Origin of the sequence: Herpetosiphon llansteffanensis (genome assembly GCF_003205875.1) — a bacterium.
GTDB classification, from domain to species: domain Bacteria; phylum Chloroflexota; class Chloroflexia; order Chloroflexales; family Herpetosiphonaceae; genus Herpetosiphon; species Herpetosiphon llansteffanensis.
This window is the reverse complement of sequence record NZ_PUBZ01000083.1, coordinates 30,455-42,652: the sequence shown is the minus strand read 5'-3', so window position 1 is coordinate 42,652 and position 12,198 is coordinate 30,455. Positions and strand designations below refer to the sequence as shown.

Sequence of the window (12,198 nt, the reverse complement as noted above, 5' to 3'; positions counted from 1 at the left end):
ATGAAACGGATTCTTGTTTGTACAGCCCAAGTGCCTTTTGCCCGTGGTGGGGCCGAATTGCTCGCCGAAGGGCTGGTAAACGCCTTACGTCAAGCAGGCCACGAAGCCGATTTGGTGGCCTTGCCCTTCACCCGCACGCCGCATCGCGAGTTGCTGAATAGCGCGTTGGCTTGGCGCATGCTCGATCTAAGCCACGTCGAAGATCGGCCTGTCGATCAAGTTATCTGTACCAAATTCCCCTCATATGCGGTTGCTCACCCCAAAAAAGTTGTTTGGTTGGTGCATCAGCATCGTCAACTCTACGATTGGCGTGGCACAAACTGGAGCGATTGGGGCAGCCAACCTGATGATGATCAACTGGCACGAACATTAACCAAGCTTGATCACCAAGCCTTAGCTGAAGCCAAACGTCGTTTTAGCATTTCCAAGATTGTTAGCCAACGCTTGCAACGCTTCAACGACCTCGCCAGTACGCCGCTCTATCCACCATCGATTTATAGCGGGCGCTTGCGCCAAGGCAGCTACAAACCCTATATTTTGAGCATTTCGCGGCTTGATCAGGCCAAACGGCTCGATTTATTGCTGCATGCGCTGGCCTACACCGAACAACCAGTCAAGGCGATTATCGGTGGCCGTGGCCCAGCGATGGCCGAACTCCAAGCCCTGAGCAAGCAATTGGGGCTAGAACAACGGGTCGAGTTTCGCGGCTGGATGGATGATCAAACATTAATTGATTTGTATGCTGATGCCCGCGCCGTGTTTTATGCCCCCATCGACGAGGATTTTGGCTTTGCTACGATCGAAGCGCTTGAGGCTGCCAAACCAGTGCTGACAGCCCAAGATTCTGGCACCGTTTTAGAGTTTATCCACGATGGACTAACCGGATTTGTCGCTCCCGCAGAGCCACGGGCCATGGCTGCGCGGCTCGATGCACTTTGGCAATCGCCCGACTTGGCAGCCAACCTTGGTAGCAATGGCCCAGCAATGGTTGCCAATATTCGCTGGGAGCATGTCGTCAAGCAGCTCGTTTTAACTTAATTATTCTTTGTAGGTACGGCCTTTCCAGGTTACGCCGCGCCCCGACCAAATGCGCCATGCCGCTTCTGCCGCCAACAGCATATAGCAGACAATCCCCAAGGGAAAAAGCAGCGCATGGCGACGCGACAAGCCATATAATTGCTGCATAAAACGGCCCCAACTCCAAAATGCAAAGCCATTTAACAACACAGCCATGCCACTCAATACGAGTTTTGGCCAGAATGTCCAGCGGCGCAGCCAAGCCCACATGCTCAGCAAACCCAAGCCAAATGGCACAACTCCAACCAAAATCTGGCGAAAACCAGCCCACGAAGAGCGTGCGCCGCCATTGCGCAAGCCAGCAATCGCATTCTTAACCAAGCCCTCGCGTACCTCGCTGCCATTGGTGTACATGCGCACTCGCAGCAACTCGCCAGCATACACCGCCTTCATCACACCGCCGGCTCGCACAATTGCTTGGGCTAATTCAACATCCTCAAGTACCCGATCGCGCACTGCTGCATGGCCGCCAGCGCGCAGGTAGGCGCTGCGCCGCACCAAAATAAACTGGCCATTCGCTAAAACAACGCCAGAGCCAGGCGTATTAACTTTGCTCACCGGATAGGCCGCCTGAATAATTGAGAAAAACGCTGGTAGCAAGGTTTTTTCCCAAAAACTGCCAAGCTCCGAAAAAGGCAAAAATGTCAGCAAATCGAGCTTTTCTGCTTCAGCATAGGCCAACGCTTGGCTCAACATCGCAGGCTGTGGCTTGGTATCAGCATCAAGAAACAACAACCAGTCGCTCGAACTGGCCTCGGCCAATTGCCAACAAGCCCAGCATTTACCAGTCCAGCCAGCGGGCAAGCTTTGGCCGTGCAACAAGCGCACTCGTTGATCGTGGGCCGCAACTTCGGCTACAATCGCGCTAGTTTGGTCGGTCGAATGATCATCAAGAATGGTCAGTTGCCAATCGCTGCTGGTTTGCAGCGCCATACCACGCAATACATGGCCGATATTGTGCGCTTCATTACGAGCTGGCACCAATACATCGATGCTTGGCAGCGGCTCAAGTGCTGGGCGTGGCTCAATTTGGGGAATCTTTTTGAGCAACAGCGCATCACGCACCAATAAAATCAACGAAGCCAAGCCTAAGCCAAGCCCAATCACAACAGGAAGCATAGATCGATGAATCCTCAAACTGCAAAACAATCGTCACACTATATCACGCAGCCAGCACGCCAATGGATGGATCAGACCTTGCCTTGGCTGATTGTCGGCCTACTCTTGCCAATCTATTGGCTGATGAGCAGCCCAAGTATAAGCACAGCTTATGGCAGCAGCGACAGCGGCGAATTAGCAACCGCACTCTGGTTTGGCGCAGTGCCGCATCCACCAGGCTCGCCAACCTACCTCCTGATTGGGGAAGTTGCGCTCCACTGGTTTGGCGGCGAGCCAGCCCAGCGCTTAGCACTATTGAGTGGATTAGTAACGGCCTTGAGTGCAGGCATCGCAGCCGCATGTGTTGGATTAAGCGCCAGCGAACAACCACGCTCGATCCGCTGGAGCGCAATGCTGGCCGCAGGTTTGGGCTTTGGCTTGAGCCAACGAATTTGGCAACAAGCATTAGTGGTAGAAGTGTATGCGTTGGCCAATTTGTTTCAGCTGCTTTTGCTGTGGCTCAGCCTGCGTTGGCAGTGCTGGCAACAAACGCGTACGCTGGCGGCGCTTGGCTTCGTATGCGGCTTGGGGTTGGGTGTGCAACTACCAGTTGCTGCGTGGTTGGTCGGCTTTGGTTTGTGGTGGTTTAAGGCCAAATGGCCGATTAAATGGCAGCAAATTGGGCTATTTTTGCTCATGCTGCTGCTTGGCGTGAGTAGCTATCTCGTATTGCCATGGCGTGGCGCGGCGGTTCCGCAAGCAAGTTGGGGCGATTGGCGCAGTTTTGCTGGCGCAATCAGCCACATCAGCGCTAGTGAATACCGCTATTTAGTTGGCGCAGTGCCACTGAGCGAGCAACTTCAACGCTGCATTTTAGCATTTCGTGATTTACTGGCCAGCTATTGGTGGATCGTCGGGCCGCTGTTAATTGGCTGTGGCTGGCAAAAAATTACGCTAGCACAACGCTGGATGCTGATTGGTTGGGCTGGGATAACACTGCTTTGGGCTATCAGTTATGGCGGCGCTGATGCCCAAATCTATCTTTTGCCAATCCATGGCTTGGCTGGTTGGCTGCTTGGTTTGGGCGTAGTGTGGTTGGCACAAAAGCCAAGGCTGGCAGGTTGGATTTGGCTCGCGCCAATGTTGATGTTAATCTGCTTGCCCTTGGGTTGGCACTATTCGCTGCGGGGCCAAACCCAAAGCCGCGATCAAGCAATCGTGCTGCTGCAACAACAGCCAGCGAATGGCCAATTGCTAAGCAACGACGATCAAACAACATTTAGTGCCTGGTATGTGCAAGCGGTGTTGGGAGTGCGGCCTGATGCACAGATTATTGATCAGCGCCTACAACAACAGTTGTGGTATCAGCGACGGGAAGGGTTATCAACTCGCTAGGATCTTTAATAATATCAACGATCACCAAGGTCAGGTCGTCTGCTTGGCGGGCAGCACCACGGAAGCGATCAACATCTGCGCAATAGGCATCAATCAAGCTAGCGGTATTTTCTGCTTCCAACTCGCGCACGGCGGTACACCAGCGATCAAAACTATACAACTCGCGTTGCTCGTTCATGGTCTCAATTACGCCATCGGTATAAACTACCAAGCGATCTTTGGCTTGCAATTGGATGGTTTGCTCGGCATAGGGGAAGTTGCGAATTGAGCGCAGCGGCGTGCCAAAGGCCTCTAATTCCTGAATCGTGCCATTGCGCCGCAAGAGTGGAAACGGGTGTCCTGCATTGGCAAATCGCAATTGATGATTGCGCAAATTGAGCACCCCATACCAAACCGTCATCATCTGATTAACTGCATCGTCGGCGTGCAAAATTGCATTGACATGGCGCAACACATGGCCGGGGTTGCGCGAACGCCGCGCCTCGCTGCGAATAATCGAGCGGGTCATGGCCATAACCATCGCCGCAGCAACACTCTTGCCAGTTGCATCACCGACAATAATTGCAATTTCATCATCGTTCAAACGAATCAGATCATACAAATCACCGCTCGTTTCAAGTGCTGGCTGCACCGAAGCGCCAATATCGAGGCATTCGCTATAGTGTTGGGGCTTGGGGTAGAGGTCTTGTTGCAAATTACGCGCAATCGCCAACTCTTGGCGAATCAGCGTATCTTGCATCAATTGTTGACGGGCTTCTTGGAGCGAGATCATCGAATTATCAAGCGTGCGTTGGTAGAGCCAAGCAATTAAAGTAATCATGATTAAGAATCCAGTGATTGGAATAATTGCAGAAACACCGTTTCGAGGTATAAAAACAGCTAAAATAAAAATAATGTTAACAATAGTTTGAATAATAGAAAATTTTGAATTTACAATAAAAGCTGAGATTAATATCGAGAGGCTAAGAACATAACTAAATGTAATCGCTGTATCAAACGAATCTGAAAGAAGATTAATAAGCATTGTCAATGCAATAAGTACATTAATAAAGATCGATATTATTTTAGCTGATAAATCTATCTTACCTTTCTTTCGAAGCGTATCTGTATAAATTAGTATACCTATACTCGATAATATATACAACACTGAATATATATACTTAATATCTAATGTCTTGAATAGTAATAAAAATATATATGCTAAGAGAAAGTAATGAATATAAATTATTGTTTTATTGATGTAACGAAGAAACACTGCTTTTCGTTGCAGTGTACTTTGAATTTCAAGATCTCGGTTTTGTGCAGATAAATGTTGTTGGGCCATAGTATAGTACTGAGTCACAACCGTTGTGATTGTGACTCAATAGAAAGGGTTTCAATCGATAAGGATTAACCCCAGAATGCTGCGCCTCGGTGGAAACTCGTATCTTTATAATTAGTTGCAGATGTTTCGACTTGTTTCAGCTCATCATCAGTTAAATCAAAGCCATGGTTTTTAAGCGTTGCAGCAATGTCGCTGCTATCCAACAGTTCTTGACGGAAGGCTTCGTCCGAGGTGGCTTGATCGATCAGGCGTTGAAATTCATCGCTATGCTTTGAACTCATACGGTTCCTCCAGGGTAGGATGTTGGATGACCATCATTATATGAAGATCTTGGATATTAGCAATAGGTTATCAGTTCAAGCCATTCTTACAGTTCAAGCGAAGCCGTAGCTACATCAAGCAATGTATCTTTGGGTACAATCATCTGTTGGTTATGTTGCGTATATTAGTGCTTGAGTGTTGCGAGAATATAATTAATCAGGTCGCGGTCGCGATCATCAAGGCCATAGAGTAGGCGTTGCTGGTCGCGTTCGCCAGCCCAAATTTGCTCAACTGGGTTGCTCAGTTGCCAACCAAGGCTCTCAAGGTCGGCCAAGGTCAAACGTAGTTCGGCCCGTGGTAGCGCAGGATCATGAGTTGCTGCTACAATAGCATCAAGCAAACTTGTAAAATCTTCAAGATCCATTCCGCCGCCAGCATCACTCTGTTTGGCAACCAGCATTTGAATGCTCAGCAATAACTCACCAATTTGGTCTTGCTCATGGCGCTCTAAGCGATCATACAAGGCTTGAATTTGGGCTTGATCGTTATTCAACACCGCTTCGCGCAAATCGAGTGGAAGTTGGTCGATCAATTGCTCAAGGGTTGGCGCTTCTGCATAGGTATCAAGCGCTTGCTCAATCTGAAACTGCTGAAATTGCTCAAGCTGTTGACTAACGAGGGTTTGTTGTGCGACCGGCATCGCGGCAAAAGCTGCTTCAAACGCCACGCTATCGCCGCTTTCTAGCGCTTGCAGCACAGCTGGGGGTAAACTGGCAAGCAAGCCACGTAGTTCGGTGGTATCCATAACTGCCTCCTTTGCAGCTATCGTATCACAGAAGTTTGGGGGACATTCATGGGTCGTTTTGTTCGTTGGCTGGTGTTTCGCCTCTTACGTTTGTACTACCCACGCATCGCCGTCGAAGGCTTAGAACAGTTGCCCCGTGGGCGGGTGATGTTCGTGCTCAACCACCCCAATGGCTTGCTCGACCCATTGTTGTTAATGTTGATTCTCGGCCAGCCGGTCGCGTTTTTGGCCAAAAATACCTTTTTCAACAATCCAATTGGCCGTTGGATGATGCAAGCGTTTGGAGCTTTGCCAATTTATCGCCAAAGCGATGCAGCTGAGGGCAGCAATACCCGCGATTTGAATGAACAAACCTTTGCCCGCTGCCGTCAATTACTCGCCGATCAACACCATTTAGCCTTGTTTCCCGAAGGCACATCACACTCAGAAGCCTATCTGTTGCCGTTGCGTTCAGGTGCCGCCCGAATTGCCTTAGGCGCAGAGGCCGAGCACAATTGGCAACTCGATTTGAAGATTGTGCCAATTGGCTTGTGGTATGAAGATAAGCATATTTTTCGTTCTTCAGTACTCTTATTAGTTGGCAAACCAATTAACGTTAATCAATTTCAGCATGCCGAGGCCGAGCGCGAACAAGCAGTTGCTAGTTTGACCACACGCATGGCTGAGCATTTGGGCGGCGTGGTGTTCCAAGCTGGCAATGCCGAGCTATTACGTGGCCTACCAGTGATGGTCGGCTGGACGGTCGATCGCTTACGACGCAAGCGCCCAAGTGGCCGCGAAGCCTATACCTCGCTCACCCCAACCGAACGGGTGCAATTAGCAACCCTAGCGGCCAAAGCGCAACGCTACGCCCGCACTTTGCGGCTTTTGGGCATCGCCGACCCGTGGGCACCACAATTGCCCTTGGCCACCCGTTGGCGCTTTTGGCGCAAATTTTTGTGGACATTGCTGGCTTTTATTCCGGCAGCATGTGGCATTTTGCTCAGCTACCCAATGTATCGGCTCAGCGGCATCATCGCCACCAGAATGACCAAAGAGCTAGAAGTGTTGAGCACAATTAAATTGATTGCAGGCATGGTTTTGCAACCAATTGGCTGGATTGTAACCAGCCTAATCATTGGCTTGTTGACAACTTGGCAAGCTGGCTTGATTGTGTTGCTACTAGCCCCGTTATTTGGCTTTATTGCCCTGCGCTGGAGCGAACGCTGGCGCGCTGTGCGCGAGGCAACCGCCGCTTCGTGGCTACGCCTCACCCAACCAGACCTCACCAGCCAATTATTGCAACGCCGCCGCGATTTGGGCGAGCAAATTTCGAACACAATTTTGAGCTTAAACGATTAAGCAATAGAGCGCAGGATGAGCTTCATCCTGCGCTCCTGCATTTAAATCAATTCAACTGCCTGCGGATTGCGATCAAAAAACAGTTTTAAGCCATGCACACTCATCGCCAAATTGCCCCACAACACCAAATTGAGCGCTGGCGAAACAGGCTCTTTGGTCGGCAAAGCTCGTTCAACAATCGCCTCAACTGGCAATTCAGCAGCATGCAGATTATCACGTACATCGCGCACGATCTTGACCAAACGCTCGTGCATTTCTTCGATTGCCAAGGCTGGCGGCGCAACCGTCGGGCCAAAGTGCGAAGGCAACAATTGGCGAATCGGATAGTTGGCTAAAGTTTGGAAGGCTTGCAGCTGATCGGCCAAATTGAAGGCTGGTGGCGGGGTTACGGGCATATTGAGATTATAGCTACTCATCAAAATCCCAATTGAATCGCCAGCCCACAGCGTGCCCGAATGAGCTTCCCAAAAGGCGAGATGATCGGGCGAGTGGCCAGGCGTTGGCACAGCTTCGAGCACAATCTCTTTGCCGAGATTTAGGCTCAAATGCTCGGCAGCTACAATCCGTTCGGCGGCAATTGGCTGCATCGTGCCATAAACCTGCCACATTGGGCCAACGGCCCGCTCCACGCTGCGCATCAGCTTGCTTGGCTCGGCCAAATGCGCAGCTGTCAGCGAGTGCAAATAGACCTTGGCATTGGGCAAATGTTGAGCCAAAATCCCCGCCCCACCACTGTGATCCATGTGGACATGAGTTAAGAGGATATGTTCAACTGCGTCGGGGTCGATTCCAAGTTGTTGCAAACCAGCTAAGGTTGCTTCGGCGGTTAATGATGTACCAGTTTCGATTAGAGCAACCTGATCGCCTTGTACCACATAGGTAGCGCCAAAACCATCGGTTGTCAGCAGGCCATTATCGATCATGGCAATCTGATCGCTCAGTTGCGTCAGCGGAACTTGCATCATTGCACTCCGTTTCGATTACAAAATCAATGTATGGCTATTTTACCTGATTCAGTTGAGAATAGCATCTTGGCGATAAATGTAATTAACTGATAGGCAAAGCAAGATACAATTTGACATGGTTCGGACGGTCAGGCTATAATAGATAAGCTACAGCGCGTCCATGGCGGCGTGCTATCAATTTTGTCTTATCTATACAGAAGCGCGAGCACGCGCTTTTGTTTCGTCTGACACCGGAGGATTCGCACAATGCCAAAACGAACTTGGCAACCAAAACGCATCAAGCGCCGCCGTGTTCACGGTTTCTTGGAGCGCATGCAAACTCGCACAGGCCGCGCCGTTGTAAAAGCCCGTCGTCAACGTGGTCGCTGGAAGTTAACTGTGAGCGACAAACGCCGACCAGCAGGCCCAGGCGGTCATCGCTAAACAATGCAACGTTCACAGCGCCTTCGCTCGCCACGCGATTTTCGCCGTGTTCGCGAAGGCGGTCGTACATGGTCACATCCACTCTTGGTGTTGAGCGTCGCGCCAGCGCGGGCCAATCGCGTTCGGTGTGGGATTGTGGTTCGCAAAGCGCTGGGCACAGCCGTCGAACGCAATCGTTACAAACGCCGAGTGCGCGAAGCTATCCGTTTGATCTACGATCAGATTCGCCCAGGATGGGATGTTATTTTTATTGTACGAGCGGGATTTCGCACAGCGGCCTGGGAGCAGATTCAGCAGGCCGTTTCGCGTTTACTGCAACAAGCGCAGCTATGGCATGATCGTGAACAACCATCACAGGAAGATCGCCATGGGTAAGATATTATTGGCACTTATTCGCTTGTACCAGCGTTTTTCGCGATATACACCACCAAGTTGTATCTATACGCCAACCTGTTCCCACTATGGCTATCAAGCTATCGCGAAATATGGGGCATTCAAAGGTACATGGTTGACACTGAAACGGATCGCCCGTTGCCATCCATGGGCACAGGGTGGTGAAGACCCTGTTCCATAAGTTGGCACAGGGTTTTTTGCTATGACAACGTAGGAATATACGGCTATGAATTTTCTAGGTCCAATCTTTTTACCATTTCTCGAATGGCTGTTTCATCTGTTTGGCAACTTGGGGTGGGCAATCATCTCTTTTACGATTTTAGTTCGTTTAGGCATGTTGCCGCTGACGCTGAAGCAATTACGTTCGCAACGCAAAATTATGGTCATCCAACCAAAATTGCGCGAATTGCAACGTAAATATGGCAAAGATCGCGAAAAACTGACCCAAGAAACCATGAAGCTCTATCGTGAGCATGGAGCCAGCCCCGTTGGTGGTTGTCTGCCGCTCTTGATCTCATTGCCAATTTTGTTTGGGGTTTGGCAAGCGATTCAATTATTTGGCACGAAAGTTGAAGCCACTGCCGAACAAGTGCAGTTTTTGTGGTTGCCCCGCCTAACCCCGTTGGTTGACGGTGCAGGCCAAGCGATTGCTGGGAGTGCCAAAGACCCCTACTATATTTTGCCACTCTTGGCAATTGGCTTTCAATTCATCACAACCTTGATGGCGATGCAACGCAACCCAGACCCACAGCAAGCCTCAATGAACAAAGTGATGATGTTTATGCCATTTATCTTTGGCTTTATCTACTTCCAATTCCCAGCAGGCGCAACCCTGTATTCGGTCACTGGTTCGTTGATTCAAATGGTGCAACAATATTTCACCTCAGGCTTTGGCTTGCTTTCGAAATATTTGCCATTTTTGCCCGAAAAAACCGGCTTCTTGCACCAACCATTGCCAGAATCGGCTACAATCACGATTGAAGAACCAGAAAGCCCAAGTGATCAGCCCCAACGCCGCGATTTTTGGACTGCGCTTGGCAAATTAGAACCGGTTACTGATGTCAGCGCCGCTGGTGCTGCCGCCGAAAGTGGTAGCAGCGACATCGTAACTGAACAAGCAATTGAAGATGTTAAGGCGCAGCTTGGCAAGCCGAAAAAACGGCGCTAGTCTCGGCTTATAATTCGGAGGAACGTGTAGGACATGGCGTTGCAAAAAGTTGAAGTACGCGCAGCAAGCGTGGCCGAGGCCGTGGCTCAAGCCCTCGCCCAACTCGGCAAAGATGAAGATGAAGCTCTGATCGAGGTTTTAGCGCAAACCGCTGATTCAGCCCTTGTCCGCGTCAGCGTCGATGATGATGAGGATGAGTTGCTGGCTGAGTATGGCGATGATGACGATGAGGAACAACCAAAACGTCGTCGCCGCCGCGTCGCTAGCACCGATGAGCAAACCGTGGCGCTCGCCCGTCAGTTGCTTGAGGCCTTGCTCACTCGCATGAACATCGATGCCTTTGTAACGCCGGTTGTACAGAAGGCCAAAGGCTCCGATGAAGAAGAAGATACGCTGACCTTGCATATCGAGGGTGTCGATGAAGAAACCACCGGCCTGATGATTGGCCGCCGTGGCGAAACCTTGCGCTCATTGCAATATCTGCTGAATGTCTTAATTCATCGCCAAACTGGGCGCTGGTCGCAAGTGGTAATCGATATTGGCCAATATCGCCAACGTCGCCAAGATTCACTTGAGGGCTTGGCGTTGCGCATGGCCGAACGCGTGCGCCAATCAGGCCGCCCAATGCCGCTTGAGCCAATGAGTTCATTCGAACGCCGCATCATCCATATGGCGCTGCGCGAAGATCCGTCAGTCTATACCGAAAGCGCTGGCGAAGGTGAGCATCGAAAAATCGTTATTTATCCAAAACGCTAATCAATGGCGATTAGCGCTGTGGTTGCGCGGGTGTTGTTCTCAGCACCCGCCAATCAATATCCAAGGAGTCGATGATGATTCCCTTAACTAACTTGCCTGCCACAGTCAGCATCCGCGAAGTTGGCCCCCGCGATGGCTTGCAAAACGAGGATCGCATCCTCACCACCGAGCAAAAAATCCTGCTGATCAATGCCCTCAATAATTCTGGCTTGCGCCAAATCGAAGTTGGTTCATTCGTCAACCCGCGTTATGTGCCCCAAATGGCCGATACCGCCGAGGTTTTTGCGCGCATCGAACGCCGCCCCGATGTGATTTATAGCGCAATTGCGCCAAATTTACGCGGAGCACAACGCGCCATCGAAGCGCGCGCCGATTCGGTGCAAATCTTTTTGAGCGCATCCGAAAGCCATAATCAAAGCAATGTGCGCATGAGCATCAACGAATCGCTGGCTGCTGCCGCCGATATTGCCCTTGCACTCAAAGAAGCCCAGATTGAGTTCGAAGCTGTGCTTTCGGTGGTCTTTGGCTGCCCCTTCGAAAACGATGTGCCCATCGAGCGCGTCGTGAGCATGACTGAACGGCTGCTCGAGCTTGGCGCAAGCCAAATTACGCTTGGCGATACAACCGGCATGGCCCATCCGCGCTTAGTCCAAGCAGTTGTGCTAGCCTTACGAGAGCGCTTCCCACATGCACCTTTGCGTTTGCACCCACATAGTGCGCGCGGAGCTGGCTTAGCCAACGTATTGGCTGCACTCGAAGTTGGAATCGATCGGATTGATGCAAGCATTGGTGGGATTGGCGGCTGCCCATTTGCTCCAGGCGCGCCAGGCAATATCAGCACCGAAGATACCGTACACATGTTGCATGAAATGGGTATCGACACAGGCCTCGATATTCCAAAGCTCGTTTCGTGTGCCAAACTGATCGAAAGCTTGCTTGGCCACGAAGTGCCTGGGCAAGTTATCAAAGGCGGCATTTGTGGCCATATTCCTGGCGGCAAAATGCGCCCATGGAACGAAGCCGAAGTGCTCGACGCACAAACCAGCCGCACCGTTTAAGCATTATTAGCCCATCCAGTACGCCATATGGTTTGCTTGGATGGGTTTTTGCTTGCCAAAAATAAGCTTCTCCCTCGCTTGGCTTCCCCTGCTCTACCCCAATAGTCATAAACAACCCTGCTACGAAGCCTTAT

General features: G+C 50.8%; 14 protein-coding genes. 9 read left to right on the top strand and 5 right to left on the bottom strand.

Annotated elements, in window-relative coordinates:
• Complete coding sequence (locus C5S61_RS08780) at positions 1–1,038, top strand: glycosyltransferase family 4 protein (RefSeq protein ID WP_110514685.1); 1,038 nt, start codon at positions 1–3, stop codon at positions 1,036–1,038.
• Here the strand turns inward: C5S61_RS08780 and C5S61_RS08775 are convergent, their stop codons facing one another.
• The gene (locus C5S61_RS08775; RefSeq protein WP_110514684.1) at positions 1,039–2,196 is read right to left on the bottom strand and encodes a glycosyltransferase; all 1,158 of its coding nucleotides are present in this window, start codon (positions 2,194–2,196) and stop codon (positions 1,039–1,041) included. It lies immediately after the preceding gene.
• A 6-nt stretch (positions 2,197–2,202) separates the two neighbouring features.
• Between C5S61_RS08775 and C5S61_RS08770 the strand changes: the two genes are divergently transcribed.
• Positions 2,203–3,570, top strand: coding sequence for a protein O-mannosyl-transferase family (locus C5S61_RS08770; RefSeq protein WP_110514683.1), 1,368 nt, complete (start codon positions 2,203–2,205; stop codon positions 3,568–3,570).
• Here C5S61_RS08770 and C5S61_RS26815 read toward each other — a convergent pair.
• From C5S61_RS26815 to C5S61_RS08755, 3 genes are all read right to left on the bottom strand, one after another.
• On the bottom strand, positions 3,506–4,390 hold the full coding sequence (locus C5S61_RS26815; protein ID WP_164689296.1) for a PP2C family protein-serine/threonine phosphatase: 885 nt from the start codon (positions 4,388–4,390) through the stop codon (positions 3,506–3,508). The genes C5S61_RS08770 and C5S61_RS26815 overlap by 65 nt on opposite strands.
• 569 nt (positions 4,391–4,959) lie before the next feature.
• Complete coding sequence (locus C5S61_RS08760; RefSeq protein ID WP_110514681.1) at positions 4,960–5,175, bottom strand: Os1348 family NHLP clan protein; 216 nt, start codon at positions 5,173–5,175, stop codon at positions 4,960–4,962.
• Between the two features lie 164 nt (positions 5,176–5,339).
• Positions 5,340–5,960, bottom strand: a complete 621-nt coding sequence (locus C5S61_RS08755; protein ID WP_110514680.1) for a hypothetical protein — start codon at positions 5,958–5,960, stop codon at positions 5,340–5,342.
• A gap of 48 nt (positions 5,961–6,008) precedes the next feature.
• Between C5S61_RS08755 and C5S61_RS08750 the strand changes: the two genes are divergently transcribed.
• Positions 6,009–7,301, top strand: coding sequence for a 1-acyl-sn-glycerol-3-phosphate acyltransferase (locus C5S61_RS08750; RefSeq protein WP_110514679.1), 1,293 nt, complete (start codon positions 6,009–6,011; stop codon positions 7,299–7,301).
• Between the two features lie 41 nt (positions 7,302–7,342).
• On the opposite strand, the gene C5S61_RS08745 is transcribed toward C5S61_RS08750, so the two are convergent.
• Positions 7,343–8,266, bottom strand: a complete 924-nt coding sequence (locus C5S61_RS08745; RefSeq protein WP_205701376.1) for an MBL fold metallo-hydrolase — start codon at positions 8,264–8,266, stop codon at positions 7,343–7,345.
• 246 nt (positions 8,267–8,512) lie between these two features.
• On the opposite strand from C5S61_RS08745, the gene rpmH reads away from it, so the two are divergent.
• The 6 genes from rpmH to C5S61_RS08715 all read left to right on the top strand — a co-directional run bounded on the left by rpmH (position 8,513) and on the right by C5S61_RS08715 (position 12,064).
• Positions 8,513–8,689 (top strand): 50S ribosomal protein L34, encoded by a 177-nt coding sequence (gene rpmH, locus C5S61_RS08740; RefSeq protein WP_110514678.1) that lies wholly within the window; start codon positions 8,513–8,515, stop codon positions 8,687–8,689.
• 3 nt (positions 8,690–8,692) lie between these two features.
• Positions 8,693–9,064, top strand: coding sequence for a ribonuclease P protein component (rnpA, locus tag C5S61_RS08735; RefSeq protein ID WP_054537005.1), 372 nt, complete (start codon positions 8,693–8,695; stop codon positions 9,062–9,064).
• Complete coding sequence (yidD, locus tag C5S61_RS08730) at positions 9,057–9,263, top strand: membrane protein insertion efficiency factor YidD (protein WP_012188321.1); 207 nt, start codon at positions 9,057–9,059, stop codon at positions 9,261–9,263. Before rnpA ends, yidD begins: the two co-directional genes overlap by 8 nt.
• Before the next feature lie 45 nt (positions 9,264–9,308).
• Positions 9,309–10,250, top strand: coding sequence for a YidC/Oxa1 family membrane protein insertase (locus C5S61_RS08725; protein ID WP_110514677.1), 942 nt, complete (start codon positions 9,309–9,311; stop codon positions 10,248–10,250).
• 33 nt (positions 10,251–10,283) lie between these two features.
• Positions 10,284–11,006, top strand: a complete 723-nt coding sequence (gene jag, locus C5S61_RS08720; RefSeq protein WP_110514676.1) for an RNA-binding cell elongation regulator Jag/EloR — start codon at positions 10,284–10,286, stop codon at positions 11,004–11,006.
• A 74-nt stretch (positions 11,007–11,080) separates the two neighbouring features.
• Complete coding sequence (locus tag C5S61_RS08715) at positions 11,081–12,064, top strand: hydroxymethylglutaryl-CoA lyase (protein ID WP_110514675.1); 984 nt, start codon at positions 11,081–11,083, stop codon at positions 12,062–12,064.
• The last annotated feature ends 134 nt before the right edge of the window (positions 12,065–12,198 follow it).